The sequence below is a fragment of the Candidatus Litorirhabdus singularis genome (assembly GCF_026262625.1).
In the GTDB taxonomy this organism is placed as follows: Bacteria; Pseudomonadota; Gammaproteobacteria; order Pseudomonadales; family Halieaceae; genus Litorirhabdus; species Litorirhabdus singularis.
On record NZ_SHNN01000001.1, the window covers coordinates 1,532,605 to 1,553,424 of the forward strand.

Sequence of the window (20,820 nt, forward strand, 5' to 3'; positions counted from 1 at the left end):
GGCAGTCAACTTTTGAAAGCTGAGCTTTTCATCACTTACCGCGATCAAGTCCAATCCTGCTTGTTAAACTTTGTTTAGCGACTAGCTATATCGTAGTACAAGATGGCCACTTTGACAGCAGATAGCATTGCGGCTTTGGAAAAATTTGCTCGAGGTCAATTTAGTATTGAAATACCGGGCACTTTTTGTTCTGGCGTGGTCAGGACTTTGTATTCTTTAGCCGAAATCAATCTCGATGCACCCTTGGAATGTTTTGTTGCGCAGAATGTGGTATTTACTATGCTGATCGCGAAGCACATCCGACTGGCTAATTAAGGAATGAGAGTTGTCCAACCCAGCACAGTACCCGGACGTTTCGGTTGCCATGTCCATGGCGCGGCAATGTGAGTCGGAGCAGCGGCTTGCCGATGCGGAGGACCTGTATCGGCAGGTCATTGAGCAGGACCCCTGGTTTCATCCGGCTTATCACGCCCTGGGTCTGGTCGCTTACCGGGTGGACAAACTGGCAGTCGCCGCCGAGCTGATTTCCAGTGCCATTGCCTTGAACGCTTCCCGAGTGCTATACAATCGCGATTATGGCGAGATCTGTCGACGTCTTGGCAGGTTTGACCAGGCGCTGGAAAGTGCACGCCTGGCGGTGGGCCTGGATGACGAGCAGGCGGAGAGCCACTACAACCTGGGCCTTGCGCTGTCTGCGCATGAAGCAAACGAGTCAGCGGTTACAAGCTATCAGCGGGCCGTCGAGCTCGACCCCCTTCATAGCAAGGCCTGGAATAACCTGGGCTCTGCACTGGAACAATGTGCAGCACCGTTAGCTGCGATCGACGCCTACCGGCAGGCGCTGGGTATCAATCCCGATCATGTCGAGGCGCGCAGTAACCTGGGCTCACTTTTAGCCAGGGAGGGCGATATTGACGCGGCGCGGAGCGAATTAGGTCGAGCGCTGGATTTGCAGCCCGAGTCCTTGGCAGCTCACTTTGCTATTTCGTCCTTGAAGCGCTACCAAGCGGATGACCCGCACTTGCGGTCACTGGAGCAACTGGCCCAGCATCCTGAGCGACTGCCTCTCAAGGAGCGCACCCAACTCTACTTTGCGCTGGGCAAGGCGCGCGCGGACTGCGAAGACTATGAGCGGGCTTTTACCGCTTTTGAGCAGGGTAACCGTTTACAAAAGGGACAATTGAAGAGCTCGCGATCCCGGCTGCAGGCGCAGTGCAACGCGATTATCGAATTGTTCGATGCAGATTACCTCGAGCAGATGCACGCTGAATTGAGCCCGCTCGATTCAACACCAGTGTTCGTCGTCGGAATGCCACGCTCCGGTACCAGCCTGGTAGAGCAGATCCTGTCCAGCCATAGCGACGTCCATGGCGCGGGCGAGCTGAAAAACCTCAACGGCGTTGTTAATGAACAGCTGCAACTCGCGCCGGCTGAGTTGTTCACCCGCGGACTGGAGTCCATGCCTGCCAGCGGCTACGCGGAGATGGGCACGGCCTATCTTGAGAGTATCCGCGGGCTTGCGCCGCAGGCCGCCCGAGTCGTAGACAAGATGCCTGCCAATTTCTACTACCTTGGGCTGATTTCGCGGGCTCTGCCCGGTGCAAAAATAATACATATTGCGCGTGACCCTATGGATATCGGCCTGTCGTGCTACAGTCGTTTATTCAATGACACCATGGAATTCAGCTATGATCTGCAGGACATTGGTAATTATTACCTCGGTTACCATCGTCTCATGCAGCACTGGGCAAAGGTGTTGCCAAGTGGCAGCCTATTGACCCTGCGCTATGAAGATCTCGTCGCCGACCTTGAGGGATATAGCCGGTCGATGATTGAACACATAGGTATGGCATGGCAGCCGCAGTGCCTGCGCTTTTACGAAAACCAGCGGCCGGTAAGAACGGCGAGCCTGGCGCAGGTACGCAAGCCTGTTTATGGCAGTTCGGTGGGAGCCTGGAAGAATTACAGCGCGCAGCTGCAACCGCTGCTTGATATCGTGGCTGACTATCGATGACCCTTACTCGCAAGCTCCCCAATGGCGTTCTGCCGCTGCCCGAAGAACCTATTGTTGCACGTACTGTAACCAAGCCGCGTCGTTTGAGTCCGCAGCAGGCTCTGGCTTTGGCAAACAAACACCAGAGCAATGGAGAGTTGCGGCAAAGCTGGTCTATTTTGCAAAAACTGTTGGCAGACAAACCTGATATGCACGCAGCGCTGCATTTGGGCGCTATTGTTAAACATCAATTGGGCGACTTCGAGAGTGGCATTGCGCTGCTGGGCAAGACCGTCTTGCTGCAGCCGGAGGTCAGCTTGTATCGCTCCAACCTGGCCGAGATGTATCGTACGGCGGGCAATACTCCTGCGGCGATCGAGCAGGGCAGGGAAGCGGTGCGACTGGACCCTGCCAGTGCGGTTGCCCATAGCAATCTGGGGATTGCCTATTATGATATGGGCGACTTTGAGGCCGCCGAGAGTTGCCAGCATAGGGCGTTGCAGCTGAACCCTGATCTGGCAGCGGCACGCAACAATCTGGGTAGTATCTTTCGCGAACGCAAGGATTTGCCCGCGGCTATCCGCTGCTATGAAATGGTACTGCGGCTGCAGCCCGAGCATCTGGAAGCCATGAATAATCTGGGTGCCGTACTGACCGAGGACGAGCGCTATGAAGAGGCTGTGGCGACCCTGCGCAAAGTGCTGGCAGTTAAACCTGACTTCGCTGATGCCCATTCCAATATTGGCAATGCGTTTGTGGCGCTGGAAAAATATGAAATTGCCTTGCAGGCCTTCGATCGCGCGCTTGAACTGCGGCCAGAATATGCAGAGCCATATCTGGGACGGGCCCGGGTCTTTCATGAGCAGGGACAATTGCAGTTGGCAGAGGAAGCCGCGAATAGTGCGTTGCTTATCGATGCTGGCAAGGCTGAAGCGCATTGTGTCCTGGCACTGGTGTATGCCGAGCAAGGTTCTCCGGAAAAGGCGATGCAGCAATGGGAGCAGGCGCTTTCCATTGACCCTGCCCTGCAGCGAGCATACATCGGTAAGGGCAGTCTCCTTATGGAACAAGGGTTGATGAAAGAGGCCGAAAGCAGTCAGTTGCAGGCTCTGGAGTTGGACTCGGACAGTCTTGCTGCCCGGATAGCACTGACTCAGGTGAGAAAGACCCTACCCGGAGATGAAAACTTTCTCGAGCTGGAGGCTCGCGTCCGGGATATTGACGGTCTCTATGAGAGCAAGGCCATGGCTCTGCATTTTGCGTTGGGTAAATGCTATGACGACCTTGGCGACTACAATAGTGCGTTCCCACATTTTCTTTCCGCCTGCGCAATCAAACGACGCAGTATCGAGTATTCACCAGCGGATACAGAAACGCTGGTTGATCAACTCATCAGCTTTTTTGATGTAGAGCGGGTTTCCTCGGCAGTCGGGGGTGGGTGTTCCTCGGAATTACCGGTGTTTGTGCTTGGCATGGCTCGCTCCGGCACAACGCTGACCGAGCAAATTATTGCCAGCCATCCTCAGGTATACGGCGCGGGTGAATTACCTGATTTGCTCGCACTGGCGCATAGTCACGACAATCCGCAGTCTGAATGCTACTACCCCTTCAGCCTCTCTGAAACGGATCAGGCCGGCTTTGCTGAAATGGGTGCAAGCTATGTTAGTGGACTGCATGAGCGTTTTGGGCAAGCTCTGCGGATTACGGACAAGATGCCCGCAAATTTCTTTGCCGTGGGGCTGATACATTTAATATTACCCCACGCCAAAATCATCCATATAAGGCGCAATCCCTTGGATACCTGTATTTCGGGTTTCTCAAAACTTTATAACCGCGGGCAGCTGTATAGCTACGATCTGGCGGAGCTGGGCCAGTATTATCGCCAGTATTATCGCCTGATGCAGCATTGGACAGCGGTGCTGCCCGCAGGACGACTGTTGGAAATATGTTATGAGGACCTTGTTGCAGATCAGGAAATGCAGGCCAGACGGATCATAGAACACTGCGGTCTTGAGTGGACTGATCGGTGTCTGGATTTCCATAAGACGAAGCGCTCGGTGAGGACTGCTAGCGCAGCTCAGGTCCGACAGCCGATTTATACCAGTTCGATAGAGCGTTGGCGGCGGTATGAAAAATTTCTGCAACCATTGTGTGACGCACTGGGCCCGGACCTGATCGAGCAGGGCTGAGACCACCCTGTTAACGATTATCCGGTAACGGTTTCCTCACGGTCAGGTAGATGACCGCGCCCAGCGCCGGTAGCAAGGCGTAAAGCCAGAACCAACCATTGATGGACATATTGCGCCGCCGCATGTCATCCGTCAGCACGAAAGCAAAGGCAATCGGGAACAGGAAGAAATCTACCGTCATAACATTGACGAATATATTGCTGTGCCATGTTTCCATAAAGGCAGTGAAGTTACCCTGAGATAGACCGTAGACTAACAAAGCAATGGTTGAAGCCAATAAGACGAGCGCCAGGATTTTGGATTCCGCGAAGCGAATAACCGGCGTTATACGTCCAGCGAAGGGTTTTTGTTCTTTACGTAACAGCAGATAGATATACAGCGCGCTGTTGCCCAGGATCATAGAGCTTATGGCAAAGGGGAATGCTTTTAGTTTGCCTTGAGTATCTTGTACTAGCATGGCCACCATAATAATCGGCCATACGCCCAGTATGTTAAACACCATGAATACCATTGGATCGTAGACTGATTTGTCATTTTGCATAATGCCGACAATGGTGTCGGCGACGGATTCGCCGCCCTCCGGAGAGAAGCCCAGCACATGGATCCAGCCCAACAGCCAAACGCCTGCCAATACGAATTTAGTCATTACGTTTACCCTCTCCTCCCTGAGCATTGCCCGGGACCTTTTAGAATTATTGGGACGTTATTGGAATGTTGCTAAGGCTTTGCTGAAGCTAGCCGATATTGATCCAGGGAAGGCTTAAGCGTTGTTTCCAGCGGACCCAAAAACGGTTGGAAGTGAGTCCATTGTTCAACGCCTTCTTTGTAAATGGGTTGCCTGACTTGCTCAGAGCTCGCTGTGCGCACTGCGCGCTCTGTGTTGTGAAAATCCATACAGGCGGATTCAAAAGGCAGGCCACAATAGTCCAGTAGACGAGTTACTTGGGTTTCCAGGTCTGCAACTACGTTCTCGTATTGGACTCTCAGTACGCTATTGGGTGTTACCGCGTCCCAGTGCGCCATGAGCTCGACGTAGTCATTGTAGTAGCGGCCTATGTCGATGAGGTCATAGGTGAATTCCTGACCCTCGGCGAACAATTGTTTGAAGCCGCTGAAGCAGCAGGCCATGGGATGTCTGCGTGCATCAATGATCTTGGCATTGGGCAAAATGAGTTTAATCAGGCCAATGTGACGAAAGTTGTTGGGCATCTTGTCGATAAAGAAGTCGGCGCCCTGGCGGTGGATACGTGTGTCTTCAATATACTGCTGCCCTAGCGCTTGCAGCTGTTCATCGCTGAAGTCCTGGAGCAGCTCCGGGTAGGCTTTGCCGTCGTCGTCGCGGCCCTGACGCCGCAGCTTTTGCGCGGTGGAGAGAATATTGGGCAGTTCAAGGGTGCCATCAACCTGACTGTGCGAAGACAGAATCTGCTCCAGCAGGGTGGAGCCGGCTCTCGGCAAACCGACGATAAAAATAGGGTCTGGTGCCGGGTGGCCAGCATTGGCGCGGCTCTCCAGAATTTCACGGGTGAAATAGCTGCGCTGCTGCTTGAGATCTTCCGAGATAGTGTCGGCGTCATAATTACTCTGTTGCCGCTTCAACTGATTCCCTTGCGTATAATATTCGAAGGAGCGGGTATAGTCTTTTGCGTCCTCGAACGCCTTGCCCAGGGCGAAGGCGAGATGGAATTTGCTGGCCGGCCCCAGCTCCTCACGTTGCTCAAGGGCTAGCATCTCGTCAAGTTCAGCTTGACTGAAACGGTAGGTCTTGAGGTTGGAGAGGGCGTAATATGCCTCGCCGTGCCAAGGGTTGGATGATATTGCTGCCTGGTAACTGGCAATGGCCTCCTGTTGATCACCGCGGGTTTTTAAGGCGTGTCCGCGAGACGTCAGGGTGATTGCGTCTCCCGGTAAAACTTTTAGTACCTCAGCAAAGAGTGCAAGTGCACCATCAAAATCCCCCATCTGCATTTTCTCGATGGCATACAGAGACTTTAGCTGGGGGTTGCCAGGCTGATGTTGGTGCAGACTTTCTGCTGCGGACAGAGCCTGGGCGAACTTCTGTCGTTTGCGCAGTACATTAACAAAATCAATTTTTACCTGGATATTTTCTGGTTCAAATTCTGCCGCACTTTCCAGCAAGTACTCAGCGTCTTCCAGTACGCCAAACTGGACTGCCAGTTGAGCCAGCAGGCGCATGGCTTCAACGTGAGCGGGATTAGCCTGCAGAAACTTGCGGCATAGCGTTTCTGCTTTGAACAGCTTGCCTTGAGACATGAGGTCAGACACGGCGACCAGGGCTTTGGGAAGAGCCTGTAGGCGTTTTACCTGAGCCTGAGCCTGCTGCGCGTCTTGCGGGCGATTCATCGCCTGCAGAATTTGATGTTGGCTGCGCCAGCTTGCCAGCAGCACCGGGTTCAGCTGACAGGCATTGGCAAAGGCGGCTAATGCCTGTTGCGGGTTGCCCTTGGCTAGATGTAGGTGACCCTGCTCCTGATAGACGCGTCCACGATCATGAGAGGTCGATTTTAGTGAGTCCAGACACGTTTGTGCCTCAGCATATTGCTTTGTATAGCGGTAGCACACCGCGGCCATATACAGGCCTTCGGCATGGTTCGGGTCGATGGCGAGCAGTCGGTCGATGCTCTGTAAGGCTTCGACAAAATTGCCTGCGGCAATGCTCTTTTGAATATCGCCGGGCTTGGGAGCAGCCGAAGTTGAGGTCATGAGATATCCTGAGGGCAGAACGAAAAAGTCCCAGCAGTTTAACGCCGGGACCTGGGTGTTGCGAGTGCTGTTCTAGAAGTCGTAAGCGAAACGCAGACCTATGGTTCTAGGTCTGGCAACCGTTACCCTTGAGACGTTGAAAATAGCGTTGCCCGATATTTCCGCTCTCTCATCTGTCAGGTTCTCCACGTAGAGCTCGGCCGTCCACTGATCATCGGAGAGGCCTGCAGTAACACCCAACAGATACCAGCTGTCCAGCTCTATGCTGTTGGCTGCCACGATGTCAGTGTTTACCTTATCCGAATAGCTGACAAAACCCATGACGTGAGCCAGTCTGCCACTGGCAACGTCCCACTCGTAGCGGCCGTTTAGCGTAGCCTGTACTTCGGGTGCAAACGGCAAGCTGTCGCCTTCGCGGACGAAGCTGGTGACGAAGCTGTCAGTCACTTCTGTGTCGAGCAAGGAAAACCCTCCAGAGACCGTCAGTCCGGTGGAGAATTGGGGTAGCCAGGTAAATTCCCCTTCGACGCCTTTGACCTCTGCGTCTGCAGCGTTATCAGCGAAAAACAGGTTGGTGATGCTGGTATCAAAGATGCCCACCTGTAGGTCAGTAATATCGACGAAGAATATGTCACCGTTAAAGCGCAGGGTATCGTCCAATAGGTCGAGCTTCCAACCGAACTCGTAATTAGTGACTTCGTCGGTATCTGCTGCGAAGGGGACGGTATAAGAGCCATCAGGCGCTGTGCGGCCGCCGGGGCGGTTTAGAAACCCGGGCCGATAGCCTTCCGACCAGGTGACGTAGTACAGCTGGTCCTGATTAGGCGTCCAGGTCAAGCTGACTTTGCCGATGACGCCATCGGTCTTTGCCACGTCATTTTCGCCACTGAAGAGCTCGTCTAGATTTTGTCCAGAGTTGTTGCTCTCGGTACTGCCCAAGTTACCAAAGGAGCTGGCCGCGCTGCCTTTGAGGTCAACCTCGATGTCGTACCAGCGGGCTCCGGCCGTGAGTGTAAACTGGTCAGAAATATCAAAGTTCAGCTCGCCAAATACTCCCAGCTGCTTGTCGGTGCGCAGTACATCGTTGCGGAAACTGACGTCCGGGCTCCATTGGCCGGGGTCGCGCGCCGATGATGGCTGGGCGGAGAAGTTCGGACCCCATCCCACAGTAACGCCGTCGGCGGCAAGAATCTTGTTCCTGTTAGGGTAGGTGAACTGGTTGTCTTCTCGCAGTTCCATATCACTGTAAAATACCCCGCCCAAGCCACGCAGACGCCCGCTCTGGTCGGTAGAAATGCGGAATTCGTGGGTTTGCACTTCGCTTTTCACATAGCTTTTAATAAACAGGTTAGGCGCGTAACAGGTGCCAGCGGGTGCGGCGTCACCTGGATAGGAAACTGAATAGTCGCATATGTAATAAGGAATATATTGACCGACATTTAGGTAGTCGGTGTAATCGACCTGTGACTGAGACTCCCGCTCGGTGTAGGCACCGGTGTAGAGTAGGTCAAGTGTTCCCATGCGGCCCGTCAGAGTCCAGTTGTAGTTCTCGAAATCGTCGTCGAGGGTATCGTTCTCATAGCGGCTAACCTCGAGTTCCTCGAGCTCAGGGTCCTGATAGAAGACCCCTTCAGAGTCGATGCTCTGTTGCGCGACGCCCAGTAGCAGGGTCCAGTCGTCGTTGATATCCCACAGGCCAGACAAGCGGAAGCCAGAATAGCTGACCTCGTTGAAGTTGTCCTCGGTCTTAGATGAGTTGTTTGACTCGCGAAAATCGACAGCGGACAGGTCCGCGCCCTCCTGGAATCCGCCGGCTTGGAAGCGGGCACTTTGTCTGGTCGTCTCAGTGCCGGCCACATTGTCGATGTAGCCGCCCTGGTTGTCGACATAAACCACGGCACGCACGGCCATGTTATCTGCTATCGGAATATTAACGACGCCCTCTACATTGTGGCTGGGGTCGCCTTCCGGTGTGTAGGCTGCGCCCATTTTCAGCTTGCCCGAGAAAGCGCTGGGATCGGGCTTATTGGTAATCATACGCACGGTGCCGGCCTGTGAGCTGGCGCCAAACAGCGTGCCCTGTGGTCCTTTAAGAACCTCAATGCGGTTAAGGTCGGCTGCGTACACGTCCAGGTTTCTGCCCGGTTGCGTGAGCGGTTGCTCGTCTAAATAGAAAGCCACGTTGGGAGCCAGACCGGCTACGCCGGAGGTGGTCAGGTTCGGTGTGGTAGAGGCTACACCGCGAATATAAATGGTGTTGGTGCCGGGTCCACCGCCACCAGCAGTAACGCCGGGCAAGTGAATCAGGTAGTCAGAGAAGTCGCTGATACCCAACTGCTGCAGTGATTCCTCGCCGAGCGCCGTAACGGCGATAGGAATATCTTGAGTGCTGGAAGCTGTTTTTGTCGCGGTGACGATCACTTCTTCAAGTTGAGCGTGAGCCAGATTGATGCTCGAGGCAGCAATGATGACTCCATAGATAGCGTTTCTTTTAAACATAGAATATCCGAGTAATAAAATAGGGGGCTCGAACTTATGATAGTTCGAGCAAGAATATTTACAAGACGAAGCATTATTGTACCTTTTTTGTACGCTTCGACTCAAGTGCAGGGCTGGTCACGCCACAAAGTGCGCCAAATTGGTCATTTTGAGGTGGTTTCGCGCCAACATAGCAGCATTATCGTAGTAACTTCGATCTATAAGATTTCATCTGATATTTGGTGGTCTATGTAAAATGAATGCCCATGGCGGCTACATGCGTATATTATTACGTCTTCTAATTAATCTATGAGTGGCTCCCCGAGGGTCGACAGGCCTATGCCAAGAAAGTATCGATCGGACTACACGATAGGCGAAGACAATATTCAGGTATGGGGTATGGATATCCATAACCCGGTATTCTTTGTCAGCGCCAGTCTCATCATCTTATTTGTCGTCATCACTATTCAGTTTCCTGCGCAGGCCAATGCGATGCTGATGACCGCTCGCGCCTGGTGTTTGGCGACCTTCGCCAGTTTTATGATGGTGTCGGTCAACGCGATACTGCTGTTCTGCCTTGCTCTCATTGTATTGCCGGTTTCCAGAATTCGGTTGGGCGGAGTGGACGCCAAGCCTGAATTCAGTCGCCCGAGTTGGTTCGCTATGCTGTTTGCCGCCGGTATGGGCATTGGCTTGATGTTCTGGGGGGTGGCCGAACCCATGACTTACTTCACTGGTGCGGGGGGTACGCCATTGGCTGTGGCGGCGGGAACAGCCGAGGCGGCAGATATGGCGATGGCGGCCACGATGTACCACTGGGGATTACACGCCTGGGCTATTTACGCGGTCGTCGCGCTGGCGCTGGGCTTTTTCAGCTTCAATTGTAAGCTGCCCCTGACACTGCGCTCGGCATTTTACCCGCTGCTGGGAGACCGCTGCTGGGGCTGGCCGGGACACGTTATCGACACCTTTGCCGTATTAGCGACCATATTTGGTCTGGCCACGTCGCTCGGTCTGGGTGCATCCCAGGTCAACGCTGGCTTGACGATGCTGTTTGGGGTTGATGAGAGCATCAATGCCAAGTTCTCTATTATTATCCTGGTGACGTTCATTGCCATTCTCTCAGTCGTGCGCGGTCTGGATGGTGGCGTCAAGGTCCTGAGCAACCTCAATATGATACTGGCCGCAGCCCTGCTGATCTTTATTGCGCTGGTGGGCAGCAATATCAGCGTATTTGGCGCCGTGCTGGACACGGCCGGGAATTACCTGGGCAATATCATACCCTTGAGCAATTGGATGGGTAGGGGCGACGAGCAATGGATGCAAGATTGGACCGTGTTCTACTGGGCCTGGTGGGTCAGTTGGTCCCCTTTCGTGGGCATGTTCATTGCCCGGATTTCCAAGGGCCGAACCGTTAGAGAGCTTCTCATCGCCGTACTGCTGGTACCGACCGTGGTGACTCTGGTTTGGATGAGTGTGTTTGGTATGAACGCCTTGCATCAGGCACAAAATGGCATAGGCAGCCTCGCTAATGGCATGAGCTCGATGAGCCTTGCTACCTTCCAGATGCTCGAAAGCCTGCCTTACAGTGGGCTAACGACTTTGGTGGGTGTGGTGTTGGTGCTGGTATTTTTTATTACCTCTTCAGACTCCGGTTCGCTGGTTATCGACGGTATCACCTCCGGTGGTAAGGATGATCCACCTGTCCCCCAGCGTATTTTCTGGGCGACGATGCAGGGCTTGCTGGCGGCTGCTTTGCTGTACGGTGGTGGGCAGCAGGCCTTGGCGGCGCTGCAAGCCGGAACAGTGGTCGCGGGTATACCTTTCACGCTAATTCTTTTAGTGGTGTGTTTTAGTCTGTATCGAGGGCTTAATGCCCATTTGGGCGAATTAAGGGCGTCTTGATTGCTATTTTCCGGCGACAGCCGTCGTTGTAATATTATGGTCAGCAGCGCTGTGGCGCTGATAACAGGAGTTTATGGTGGATCGTTTAGATCAAGTACTGACATCGCTGCGCAGGGTTATTCGCGCCACAGATCTGCATTCGAAGCATCTGGCGAAAATTACCGGGCTGACTGCACCGCAGATGCTGTTGTTGCAGGCCATTCGCAAGTTTGAAGGAGCCGCCATTGGGCAATTGGCGAATGAGGTCAGCCTCAGTCAGGCCACCGTCACTACGATTCTCGACCGGCTGGAAAAGAAGGGCTATTTAGAGCGAGTACGGTCCACTGTAGACAAGCGCAAGGTGCACGTTCAGCTCACAGAGATCGGTTTCGAAATTCTCCGGGATGCACCCATACCGCTGCAAGAGCATTTCGCTCGGCAGTTCAATGATCTGCAGGAGTGGGAGCAGACCATGATTATTGCCTCCCTGCAGCGGGTGGCGTACATGATGGATGCTGAACATATTGACGCTTCTCCGGTTCTTGACGTAGGCGCTTTGGATCGGCCCAATGCATCGCCACCTGCTGTCGAAAGCGTGAATCGTCCTACATCATCCAGCCCGACCTCGAAAGCTAACAGCGGCGATTAACGCAATAGTCGATGCTGAAGCAGAGTCTCGAATACGGTCCATACCAAACGCATAACGCGCGCTCTAAGGCATATACCCGCTTTTTCGATCCTTTGCGGGCTAGCTTACGTAGATATCCTATCGCTGCAAAATGCAGAGTTTAACTGGGATTGAGAATGTTCGGACTATTTAAGAAAGACCCCGTGAAGCGCTTACAGAAAGATCATGAGGCGCTGCTGACGAAGGCGTTTCAGGCGCAGCGGAATGGCGATATCCGGCTCTACTCCGCGCTTACCGCAGAGGCTGAGGAGCTGAGATTGAAAATCGAAGCGCAAAAGAGCAACGCAAGCGCTTAGAGAAGACTGTCTGCGCGTGATTGCGGCTCCTGCAGGCTATCTACCGCCGTGCGTTATGGCCCGCAGCTGGGTTCAGCATGAATATCTTCGAATACCAGCTTGCCGGTGGGGCCGTTGCGTAGGCGACACCCCTTGAATGGCGAGGCCAGCGGTTCACCAATAAAGATACCTTGGCCAGGCATGGAGACACTCTTCCAATAGGCTTCAATGAGAGTGTCGCCGCCGATATAGCGGTGCATCAGGATCGCCGGATTAGGGAACTTACCTGGAAAATTGCAGGGTTCGGTAACCGTGCCATACGAGCCGGTAGCACCGGCCTCCAACCATTTCATGGCGCTCATCTGTCGTTCACCAAAAAGCGCGCCCCCGGATGAGGTCAGGTGGTCTGCAACCGCGCCCGGGAGATAGGTGTTGGACTCCAGCCCCCGCACGTTCTTGAGACCGGTGAAGTAGAAAAGAACATCATTCTTATTCTGGATATAGTTTGCCTGAACCACTTCGATATCTACTACATCCTGCATCCTAGAGACGATAAGCGGATAGATTTTTGCGCGCACGTTGCGATTTTTATCCGGCGTGCTAACGAGGTAAGCGCGCCCCTTGGGTCTGCTGGAGTCGGCGCCCACGCCGCGATCAATCAGCTGCAGAACATCGTTGCTATCTTTACCCGCCAGCATCATGGTGGGCCTGATCCCGAAATCTCGATGGGGGTGCCCGCTAGAGGAACCGTAATAGGGAAGTCTTCTGGTAGTCTTGCAGCCCTGCGCGCAATACGCCTTGTCAAAACCCAAGGCAAATGCAGAGGTGATGGACATGCACGCGACCTTGTAAGGCTTGGTCCATGTCAGGGCATAGGCCTGCACCTCATCGGGTACTTTGCTCTCCACCTGTTCCCTTAGCTTGGTGAATGCGGCAGCGCTCATCGATGGCTTCTGGTGATCAAAGCTAAGGCGAATAATATTTTCGTCAGGTATCAGGCGTGATTCCTGATAGTACTTTGCCACTGCGACACTTTGTGGATCATTGTCATTAACGAGTAAGGCGAGATTGGCATTGGTTATTGCAGCGCTAGCGGCATGCGACATAGCTGCCAAAAACAGGAATACCCAAATCACTACATACTGCAATATTGTCTCTCCGGTGCCGCTAGAAGCACATAGGTTGCTTGAATTGGAGTATGAATTCCAGCAATGAGTTGCCTCGCTGATTTAGCTGCGGCTTCCCACTGGAGATTGAGGCGTACGCTGGCATGCAAGTTCAAGTCTGGTTCGATTCATGCGAAACCGCGTTTCAACACAGATGCGAACGCGGATTTCGTCGATTCTGTGTTTTAATGTGCGCCTATCAATGTGACCAAGCATCTCCAACAAGGACCACAGCATGTCAGACAAGTTTTTCTTCCAGGGTCGTCAGAATTCGCGCCAGGATCACGCCGGTGGCGTTTTCAAGACCAAGGCGGGCAGCAATCTGGGTAGCGAGAAGTACCCGTTGGACCTGGTGGTAACCAGTGAGGCGCGGCAGCAGGAAGTTCAGGCGCTGGTAGATGAGGCGCAGCTGTATGCCCAGATTAGTGTCGATAGCAGTAAAGATGCTGAAGAGTCGATCGCTGAGCTCACCGCCCTGCTCAACAAAGGCGCTACTGTCAAATTGGACAAAACGCCGGCCCGTAACGATCCCTGTAGTTGTGGCAGCGGTAAGAAGTACAAGAAGTGCTGCGGTTAGTTACCGTTTTAGAAGTACCTCTATCGGCTAATAAGACCCAGCCATAGCGGCCAGAGATCGCTAGCTTTGGTCGCGGCGGCCACGGCGGGTCAGCGGTTTGCCATCCTCGCCGAGTTTGGACTTTGGTTTTTCTCCCTTGGCAATTTTTGAGGCACGGCTGATTTCAATCAGGTCCAGTGTTTCACTGTCACCCAATTTGGTTGCGTTTTTCTCCAGAGTATCCAGCTCTTCAAAGCTGTATACGTCATTTTTTAACTTCTCTATTCTGTTCATAGAGCGCTCACCTTGCTGCCTGGGAAAAGGGCGGGGAGTATAGTCCATGTCGAGGACAAGTCCTATCAAACGGATTGGCTGGCCAGTGGCGCCAAATCCTGTCTCCAGCACCATGTAGCTAAATAGCAGCGGGTGCGGCATGCCGTCAGCAACGATACTGAGAGCGTTGTCGACGGCGAGCCCGAGCGTAAATATTGTCAGACTCCACAGCGCGGGTAATGTGAGTGGCTGCTTGCGGGCTTAGTGCTCCAGCTCTTTCTGAGGGTTCCAGTCACCCCGTACGTCTCTTCAATAAGGCAGTCCCAGGCGCGGGTAATCGGATTCTGGGCTGGTAATAGCCGTTAAGGCTGCTCAAGCAATTCTGGCAGGCTTAAAGGGGCGCTCGCAGAGCCCGGCGCTTGATCTGCATAAGTATCGTAGTCTGCAGCAAGCGCCTTGCGACCGTGGGCGAATTGACGCGCTACATGAGCAATATGGTTGCCATGTAGCTCTGCGGTCTGAATGTCGCTCGGTGGTGGTGCCAGCTCAGGTGGTTCATCGATATTTGCCTGCGCCATAACGCCGAGATAGCCGGCCATGCGGTTCAGGTCGGCTTCGCTACCCTGCGTGGAATAATTCCCGCCTGTGATTCGCATTGGCACCCAGATCATGCCCATCTGTGCGGCAAATATCGCCAGCTGCTGCAGGCAGGCGAGTTTGTCGCCACCGCGTCCGGCAGAGACGGTGAATCCCCCGGCGATTTTGTTCACCCACAGGCGCTGTAGCCAGACTTCACCGGCCAGTTTTTCAATAAATTCTTTGAACTTGGCCGCGACGCTACCGATATAGGTGGGACTGCCGAATATGATTGCATCTGCAGCGTGCAGGGTAAGCCAATGCTCATCAACCGCGTCAGTATGAATAAGTGTGACTTCGGTGCCGGGCACGGCCTCCGCGCCACGTTGAACCGCCTTTGCCAAGGTTTCGGTATTGCCTTTGAAATTACTAAAATAAACGATCGCGATTTTGGTCACTTATTTATCCCTCACAATTAGTCCTGGTGGCAGTGTGTCCTGTGTAGACTGGATAATGCCTGCTAAAATATCAACAACTGTCCTGTTTTAGCTAGCGTATACTGCGCGACATGGAAAACAACGACGTACTGCAAGCGATCTACAGCGCCTTGGCGCTGTCGGAAGAAGACATTATTGCCCTGTTGGAGCATGGCGGACTTGCGCCTATGCCTGCTTCACCGGCAGGCTTGCTGTCTGCCTGTTCCAATGAACAACTAAGGGCCTTTCTGGAGGGGTTGATACTCGCAGAACGAGGCCCGCGCAGCGATGGCGCGCAGCCGACCATTGATGATCAGAAGATGTCCAACAATGAAGTTCTCAAGAAACTGCGCATTGCCTTCAACCTGCAACAGGAAGATATGCTGCTGATTTTGGAAGAGGGCGGCGCCACCCTCTCGGCGTCGGAATTGGGTGCCCTGTTCCGGAAGCCGGGCAATAAGCACTTTCGCGAGTGCAGTGATGAGCAATTACTGCAATTTATTGGTGGTTTCCAACCCAAGCTAGACACGTGACCAAGCCTGATTTTGACGTCATCGTACTTGGTGGAGGCGCGGCAGGACTATTTTGTGCACTCACTGCCGCCCAGCGCGGTCGACGGGTGCTGGTGTTGGAGAAATCCAACAAAGTGGGCAAAAAAATCCTTATGTCCGGTGGCGGCCGCTGCAATTTCACCAACCTGGATGTGACGCCGGATAATTTTATTTCAGCCAATCCGCATTTTTGTATATCGGCCCTCAGTCGTTACACTCAGTGGGACTTTATCGCCATGGTGGATCGGCACAATATTGCCTACGAAGAGCGCAAGCACGGGCAGCTCTTCTGCCTGGACTCTGCGCGCGACATATTGGATATGCTGGTCGCTGAATGCGATGCAGCCGGGGTTCAAATCAGGACCAAGCTTGGGCAATACAGTGTTCAGAGTGCAGCTGCGGGGCAAGAGGCGGGCTACAAAATTATAGGTGAAGACAAAGTCTTCACTTGCCAGTCGCTGGTGGTAGCCACCGGCGCGCTGTCGATTCCTACGTTAGGGGGTAGTGATTTTGGCTATACGCTGGCGGAGCAATTTGGCTTACCACTGCTGCCGCGCTGGGCGGGCCTGGTGCCATTTATGTTCAGCGACGCCATCAAGGGTCTGTGTGAACGGCTGGCGGGCACTTCGCTGCCCGTAACCGCGAGTTGCCGTGATCAATCTTTCACAGAAGCGCTGTTGTTTACACACCGGGGGCTCAGTGGCCCCGTTATTCTGCAAATCTCTAACTACTGGCTGCCCGGCGAAGTCCTGACGCTGGACCTGCTGCCGGGTATAGATGCTAGTGCGCTTTTGACTGAAGCGAGAACATCCGCTGGTGCCAGCCAGCTAAAAACGGTTCTGCAGCGGCACCTGCCAAAGTCACTGGCTCTGGAGCTGCTGTTCCAATGGCAACCTGACGCCATCGAACGCCCATTGGCGGAATGCAGTGACGTCACTCTGCAAGCCTTGGGGCGACAACTTAATCACTGGGAGTTGAAGCCCGCGGGTACCGAAGGTTATCGTACCGCGGAGGTAACTCTGGGTGGCGTTGATACTAACGAAATCAGCTCCAAGACCATGGAAGCCAGGCAACAGCCCGGCTTATATTTCATTGGTGAGGTGCTGGACGTTACCGGTCACCTGGGAGGATTCAACTTCCAGTGGGCCTGGTCTTCCGGTTACGCTGCAGGGGTGCACGTTTAAATACGCGAGATTATGCTACGACTGAATAACATCAAATTGCCACTGGACCATGCTGAAGCAGAACTGGTGGCAGAGGTATCCAAGCGGCTGGGAATTGAGTTGGCAGATGTGCTGCGCTGTGAAGTGTTTAAGCGTAGCTTTGACGCCCGCAACAAGAACGATATTCAGCTCATCTATCAGGTAGATATTGAGCTTGCCGGTGGCTTGGAAGCTATGCTGCTTGAGAAGTATGCGAATCAGGATATTTGCAGACCAAGCCCGGATACTGGTTACCGTTTAGTGGCCGAGGCAGACACAGGTTTCCCCAGTGCGACCCAGCAACGTCCCATCGTCATTGGCTTTGGACCCTGCGGTATTCTGGCTGCATTGTTGTTGGCGCAGATGGGGTTGCGGCCTATTGTTCTGGAGCGCGGTAAGGCGGTGCGCGAGCGCACCGCTGACACCTGGGCTTTCTGGCGCAAGGGGGAGCTGAAAACAGAGTCCAATGTGCAGTATGGGGAAGGCGGCGCGGGAACCTTTTCGGACGGCAAGCTGTATAGCCAGGTCAAAGACAAACGCTTTCTTGGCCGCAAGGTGCAAATGGAATTTGTTAAGGCCGGCGCACCGGAAGAAATACTCTATGTTAGCAAGCCGCATATCGGTACCTTCAAGCTGGTAAAGATGGTAGAAAATATTCGCGCCGAGATTGTTCGTCTGGGCGGTGAAATCCGATTTTCAGAGAAGGTAGACCACCTACAATTTGAGTCAGAAGATACAGAAGAGTCGAAGCAGGTTACCGGGGTGGTTTTAGCCAGTGGCGAAGTGTTGCACAGCCGCCATGTTGTGCTGGCCATTGGCCACAGTGCGCGAGACAGTTTCCAAATGTTGCAGGACCAGGGGGTGTACATAGAACCCAAGCCGTTCTCGATTGGTTTTCGCATAGAACATCCACAATCGGTTATCGATCGTGCGCGTTTTGGTAAACATGCCGGCCATCCAATTTTGGGCGCGGCAGACTACAAATTGGTGCACCACTGCGATAACGGCCGCAGTGTATACAGTTTCTGCATGTGCCCGGGTGGCACGGTAGTTGCCGCAGCCTCAGAGGAGGGCGGTTTGGTGACCAACGGTATGTCGCAATATTCTCGCAATGAACGCAACGCCAACTCAGCTATTGTGGTGGGTATAAGCCCAGAACAGGATTATCCGGGTGACCCATTGGCGGGAATCGACTTGCAGCGCACATTGGAGCGGCGTGCCTTCAAGCTGGGCGGATCAGATTACACGGCGCCGGCGCAATTGGTCGGCGATTTTCTCGACAACAAACCTTCGAGTGAGTTGGCCGGGACCCAGCCCTCCTATAAGCCAGGCATCAAGCTCACCGATCTTTCAAGCTCATTACCACCCTTTGCCATCGCCGCCATTCAAGAGGCGATCCCCGCGTTTGATAAGCAAATTAAAGGCTTCGCGATGCGCGACGCCATGCTCACCGCCGTTGAAACACGCACCTCATCACCGATCTGTATAAAGCGCGATAAGCAGTTCGAGAGTATAAACACTCGGGGTTTGTATCCGGCCGGTGAGGGCGCAGGTTACGCGGGTGGAATTTTGTCTGCGGGTATTGATGGTATAAAGGTTGCTGAGGCTATCGCCTTGTCCTTGCTTCCGCCGTCTAGCTGAGAGTAACGGGTCTTTAGTTGTTAGCTAGTCGACTCGCGAGTCCGTCAGCAAGCGGCTACTTAATCCACTTTGCATACGGCGAGTTGGCAGTCGGAGTTTTCGTGCTTTCCGCAGTCTCAGCACTTTCGACTTGTTCGCCGCGATACTTAACCTGTAGCCCTTTAAGGAAGTAGCGCAGCACCTGATCTTTGCACTCGCGGTAGTTTCTGTGTCCCGGGCGCCGCATAAACGAACTCAACTCGGGCGCTGAAAGTCTAAATCCGCCCAACGTTACCATGGCGATGATGTCCTCTGATTGCAGGTTCAGTGCAATTTTCAGCTTCATCAAGACGATGTTGTTGGTCAGATGGTGCTCTGGTTCCGGCTGGGGGCCAGGCCTTTTACCGCGCTTTTCACTAATCAGACCATTGAGAAATGTGGCGAGGGTGCGGCCGTTACAATCTTCGTAGGCAGGGTCATCGTCCTTTAACAGCCAGGCAATAATGTCCCCGCGCTTAACCTGCAAGTCTGCGAGTGCGAAGATCGCTATCATTTTCGCGTCATTGAAGTCGAAGATGTAGCGGATACGCCGTAAAACATCGTTATTTGTCATGGCGCTAGTCTGCTGGGGTGGGCGGTAAAGGTCAACAATAGTGGCAGTGGACCGGTCGCTGACCGACTCCTGTGCGTCCTTGGCCTCGAAATTCATGTTAGCGGAGCATATTTTGTAAACACGCGCTGAGAATTGATTCGGGGTTTGTTCTACTATGCGGGGTAACAATAACCAGCACAGTAGGGAAATACCAATGGCAGGACGTTTAGAAGGCAAAGTAGCAGCTATTACCGGGGCGGCAAGTGGGTTTGGGGCAGCCGCAGCAAGGCGGTTCGTGCTCGAGGGCGCCAAAGTAGTGATGGGCGATATACAGGATGCGCCGGGACAGGCACTTGCGGATGAGTTAGGTGATGCCGCGCGTTATGTGCACTGTGATGTAACCATCGAAGAACAAGTTGCCAATATGGTTGATACCGCAGTATCGGAATTCGGTCAGTTGGACATTATGTATAACAATGCTGGCATCGTTGGCTCTGTAGGCCCCATTGCCACCACTCCTGCGGATGAGTGGAAGCGCACGTTTGATATTCACGTCCATGGTACTTTCTACGGGTGCAAGCATGCAGCACGCGTGATGATTCCCAGAAAGGCTGGCTCCATTGTCAGCATGACCAGTACCGCGGGCATTATGGGTGGTCTTGGGCCGCACGCCTACGCGGCCGCCAAGCACGCTATTGTGGGTATTACCAAAAATGTTGCGGCCGAGCTGGCCCAGCACGGTATTCGGGTCAACTGCATTGCACCAGCAGGCATGGCGACGGCGATGGTCGCGGCCTTGAGCGGTGATCATACGGCGATTGAAGAAACAGAGAAGGCCCTGGCCTTGGCGTCCCCCCTTAAAGGGCGAGGAGGACGGGCCGATGACGTGGTGAATGCAGCATTGTGGCTGGCATCAGATGAAGCGGGCTATACTTCTGGCCACACGCTGACAACAGATGCCGGCTACACGACCGGAGCTGCCTTCCCCACGCCGTTTGCTGAACGCGAGGATTTTGTTGCAGAGGCCGGCAAGCGCGGCATGGACAGCTGATTCGCAGCGGAGCACTTAAAGCCACCGGCGTAAGCTGTTGTGCTTGATGGCTATACACCACGAGCTTGTTCCACTATGTTTGGCGTATGGAATGTCGACAACTCATGGTTTTTCTTGCGCTGACAGCTAGCGTGTATGCTCAGGCTCAGCCCGGTGAATCACCTTGGAGAGCAGCCCCTGTCTGGCCAACACATCTGGAATACCGGAGTCAGGATGCCGAGAAACCCGTTAGCCCTGCGCCTGATCCCGGGTTTACGATTCAGGTGGGGGCCTTTCGTGATCGTGCAACAGCCATGTCCAAAGCTGCAACCTTAGGCTCTGCCTCTGTGAAGGTAGAGCGTACGCTGCGGAACGGAGAGAGCTGGTACTTGGTATTACTGGGTGCTTACGCGACGAAAGTGGAGGCTCTTGCAGGTGAGGGTCTTTATCTTTCCGCCAACCCCGGAGCTGACACCTGGGTAAGGACTATGCCTGAGTCGCTGGCTAGATAGTATTGACGTAATGGGAACTGTATGACCTCCGTTTA

The 20,820-nt window shown here is 53.8% G+C and carries 19 protein-coding genes; 12 read left to right on the plus strand and 7 right to left on the minus strand.

Features of this window, described 5'->3' with window-relative positions:
• The first annotated feature begins 102 nt into the window (after positions 1-102).
• From EYC98_RS06860 to EYC98_RS06870, 3 genes are read left to right on the plus strand one after another with little or no spacing between them, the layout of a single operon-like run.
• Positions 103-315 carry a hypothetical protein gene (locus tag EYC98_RS06860; RefSeq protein WP_279244573.1) on the plus strand — a complete coding sequence of 71 codons (213 nt, stop codon included), beginning with the start codon at positions 103-105 and terminating at the stop codon, positions 313-315.
• A gap of 10 nt (positions 316-325) precedes the next feature.
• Entirely contained in the window at positions 326-2,014 is a 1,689-nt protein-coding gene (locus EYC98_RS06865) for a tetratricopeptide repeat-containing sulfotransferase family protein (protein WP_279244574.1), read from the plus strand.
• Positions 2,011-4,182 (plus strand): tetratricopeptide repeat-containing sulfotransferase family protein, encoded by a 2,172-nt coding sequence (locus EYC98_RS06870; RefSeq protein ID WP_279244575.1) that lies wholly within the window; start codon positions 2,011-2,013, stop codon positions 4,180-4,182. The genes EYC98_RS06865 and EYC98_RS06870 overlap by 4 nt, the downstream gene beginning before the upstream one ends.
• A 10-nt stretch (positions 4,183-4,192) precedes the next feature.
• On the opposite strand, the gene EYC98_RS06875 is transcribed toward EYC98_RS06870, so the two are convergent.
• The 3 genes from EYC98_RS06875 to EYC98_RS06885 all read right to left on the minus strand — a co-directional run bounded on the left by EYC98_RS06875 (position 4,193) and on the right by EYC98_RS06885 (position 9,405).
• The gene (locus EYC98_RS06875; protein ID WP_279244576.1) at positions 4,193-4,828 is read right to left on the minus strand and encodes a hypothetical protein; all 636 of its coding nucleotides are present in this window, start codon (positions 4,826-4,828) and stop codon (positions 4,193-4,195) included.
• Positions 4,829-4,899: 71 nt separating this feature from the next.
• Positions 4,900-6,906, minus strand: coding sequence for a tetratricopeptide repeat-containing sulfotransferase family protein (locus tag EYC98_RS06880; RefSeq protein WP_279244577.1), 2,007 nt, complete (start codon positions 6,904-6,906; stop codon positions 4,900-4,902).
• 72 nt (positions 6,907-6,978) lie between these two features.
• Positions 6,979-9,405 (minus strand): TonB-dependent receptor, encoded by a 2,427-nt coding sequence (locus tag EYC98_RS06885; protein ID WP_279244578.1) that lies wholly within the window; start codon positions 9,403-9,405, stop codon positions 6,979-6,981.
• A gap of 318 nt (positions 9,406-9,723) precedes the next feature.
• On the opposite strand from EYC98_RS06885, the gene EYC98_RS06890 reads away from it, so the two are divergent.
• From EYC98_RS06890 to EYC98_RS06900, 3 genes are all read left to right on the plus strand, one after another.
• Positions 9,724-11,289 carry a BCCT family transporter gene (locus EYC98_RS06890; protein ID WP_279244579.1) on the plus strand — a complete coding sequence of 522 codons (1,566 nt, stop codon included), beginning with the start codon at positions 9,724-9,726 and terminating at the stop codon, positions 11,287-11,289.
• A 73-nt stretch (positions 11,290-11,362) separates the two neighbouring features.
• The gene (locus tag EYC98_RS06895; RefSeq protein WP_279244580.1) at positions 11,363-11,917 is read left to right on the plus strand and encodes a MarR family winged helix-turn-helix transcriptional regulator; all 555 of its coding nucleotides are present in this window, start codon (positions 11,363-11,365) and stop codon (positions 11,915-11,917) included.
• 155 nt (positions 11,918-12,072) lie between these two features.
• Entirely contained in the window at positions 12,073-12,252 is a 180-nt protein-coding gene (locus EYC98_RS06900) for a DUF6435 family protein (protein ID WP_279244581.1), read from the plus strand.
• Positions 12,253-12,305: 53 nt separating this feature from the next.
• Here EYC98_RS06900 and EYC98_RS06905 read toward each other — a convergent pair whose 3' ends face one another.
• The gene (locus tag EYC98_RS06905) at positions 12,306-13,379 is read right to left on the minus strand and encodes a TIGR03790 family protein (RefSeq protein WP_279244582.1); all 1,074 of its coding nucleotides are present in this window, start codon (positions 13,377-13,379) and stop codon (positions 12,306-12,308) included.
• A gap of 253 nt (positions 13,380-13,632) precedes the next feature.
• Between EYC98_RS06905 and EYC98_RS06910 the strand changes: the two genes are divergently transcribed.
• Entirely contained in the window at positions 13,633-13,974 is a 342-nt protein-coding gene (locus tag EYC98_RS06910; RefSeq protein ID WP_279244583.1) for a PBPRA1643 family SWIM/SEC-C metal-binding motif protein, read from the plus strand.
• Positions 13,975-14,034: 60 nt separating this feature from the next.
• Here the strand turns inward: EYC98_RS06910 and EYC98_RS06915 are convergent, their stop codons facing one another.
• Positions 14,035-14,247 carry a hypothetical protein gene (locus EYC98_RS06915; RefSeq protein ID WP_279244584.1) on the minus strand — a complete coding sequence of 71 codons (213 nt, stop codon included), beginning with the start codon at positions 14,245-14,247 and terminating at the stop codon, positions 14,035-14,037.
• A 341-nt stretch (positions 14,248-14,588) separates the two neighbouring features.
• Positions 14,589-15,260 (minus strand): flavodoxin family protein, encoded by a 672-nt coding sequence (locus tag EYC98_RS06920; RefSeq protein ID WP_279244585.1) that lies wholly within the window; start codon positions 15,258-15,260, stop codon positions 14,589-14,591.
• Positions 15,261-15,370: 110 nt separating this feature from the next.
• On the opposite strand from EYC98_RS06920, the gene EYC98_RS06925 reads away from it, so the two are divergent.
• Genes EYC98_RS06925 through EYC98_RS06935 form a run of 3 tightly spaced genes read left to right on the plus strand, consistent with a single transcriptional unit; the run spans position 15,371 to position 18,672 of the window.
• Positions 15,371-15,811, plus strand: coding sequence for a DUF1456 family protein (locus tag EYC98_RS06925; protein WP_279244586.1), 441 nt, complete (start codon positions 15,371-15,373; stop codon positions 15,809-15,811).
• Entirely contained in the window at positions 15,808-17,013 is a 1,206-nt protein-coding gene (locus tag EYC98_RS06930) for a BaiN/RdsA family NAD(P)/FAD-dependent oxidoreductase (protein ID WP_279244587.1), read from the plus strand. The genes EYC98_RS06925 and EYC98_RS06930 overlap by 4 nt, the downstream gene beginning before the upstream one ends.
• 12 nt (positions 17,014-17,025) lie before the next feature.
• A complete protein-coding gene (locus EYC98_RS06935) occupies positions 17,026-18,672 on the plus strand; it encodes an NAD(P)/FAD-dependent oxidoreductase (RefSeq protein ID WP_279244588.1) in 1,647 nt (548 codons plus the stop codon).
• 55 nt (positions 18,673-18,727) lie between these two features.
• Here the strand turns inward: EYC98_RS06935 and EYC98_RS06940 are convergent, their stop codons facing one another.
• Positions 18,728-19,360 carry a YehS family protein gene (locus tag EYC98_RS06940; protein ID WP_279244589.1) on the minus strand — a complete coding sequence of 211 codons (633 nt, stop codon included), beginning with the start codon at positions 19,358-19,360 and terminating at the stop codon, positions 18,728-18,730.
• A gap of 97 nt (positions 19,361-19,457) precedes the next feature.
• Between EYC98_RS06940 and EYC98_RS06945 the strand changes: the two genes are divergently transcribed.
• Positions 19,458-20,294, plus strand: a complete 837-nt coding sequence (locus tag EYC98_RS06945) for a glucose 1-dehydrogenase (RefSeq protein WP_279244590.1) — start codon at positions 19,458-19,460, stop codon at positions 20,292-20,294.
• A 104-nt stretch (positions 20,295-20,398) separates the two neighbouring features.
• Complete coding sequence (locus EYC98_RS06950) at positions 20,399-20,785, plus strand: SPOR domain-containing protein (RefSeq protein WP_279244591.1); 387 nt, start codon at positions 20,399-20,401, stop codon at positions 20,783-20,785.
• Positions 20,786-20,820 lie beyond the last annotated feature (35 nt).

Coding starts and splice junctions, on each gene's coding strand:
- EYC98_RS06860 (WP_279244573.1), top strand. CDS start 103: ATGGCCACTTTGACAGCAGATAGCATTGCGGCTTTGGAAAAATTTGCT.
- EYC98_RS06870 (WP_279244575.1), top strand. CDS start 2,011: ATGACCCTTACTCGCAAGCTCCCCAATGGCGTTCTGCCGCTGCCCGAA.
- EYC98_RS06875 (WP_279244576.1), bottom strand. CDS start 4,828: ATGACTAAATTCGTATTGGCAGGCGTTTGGCTGTTGGGCTGGATCCAT.
- EYC98_RS06880 (WP_279244577.1), bottom strand. CDS start 6,906: ATGACCTCAACTTCGGCTGCTCCCAAGCCCGGCGATATTCAAAAGAGC.
- EYC98_RS06885 (WP_279244578.1), bottom strand. CDS start 9,405: ATGTTTAAAAGAAACGCTATCTATGGAGTCATCATTGCTGCCTCGAGC.
- EYC98_RS06890 (WP_279244579.1), top strand. CDS start 9,724: ATGCCAAGAAAGTATCGATCGGACTACACGATAGGCGAAGACAATATT.
- EYC98_RS06895 (WP_279244580.1), top strand. CDS start 11,363: ATGGTGGATCGTTTAGATCAAGTACTGACATCGCTGCGCAGGGTTATT.
- EYC98_RS06900 (WP_279244581.1), top strand. CDS start 12,073: ATGTTCGGACTATTTAAGAAAGACCCCGTGAAGCGCTTACAGAAAGAT.
- EYC98_RS06910 (WP_279244583.1), top strand. CDS start 13,633: ATGTCAGACAAGTTTTTCTTCCAGGGTCGTCAGAATTCGCGCCAGGAT.
- EYC98_RS06915 (WP_279244584.1), bottom strand. CDS start 14,247: ATGAACAGAATAGAGAAGTTAAAAAATGACGTATACAGCTTTGAAGAG.
- EYC98_RS06925 (WP_279244586.1), top strand. CDS start 15,371: ATGGAAAACAACGACGTACTGCAAGCGATCTACAGCGCCTTGGCGCTG.
- EYC98_RS06935 (WP_279244588.1), top strand. CDS start 17,026: ATGCTACGACTGAATAACATCAAATTGCCACTGGACCATGCTGAAGCA.
- EYC98_RS06940 (WP_279244589.1), bottom strand. CDS start 19,360: ATGAATTTCGAGGCCAAGGACGCACAGGAGTCGGTCAGCGACCGGTCC.
- EYC98_RS06945 (WP_279244590.1), top strand. CDS start 19,458: ATGGCAGGACGTTTAGAAGGCAAAGTAGCAGCTATTACCGGGGCGGCA.
- EYC98_RS06950 (WP_279244591.1), top strand. CDS start 20,399: ATGGTTTTTCTTGCGCTGACAGCTAGCGTGTATGCTCAGGCTCAGCCC.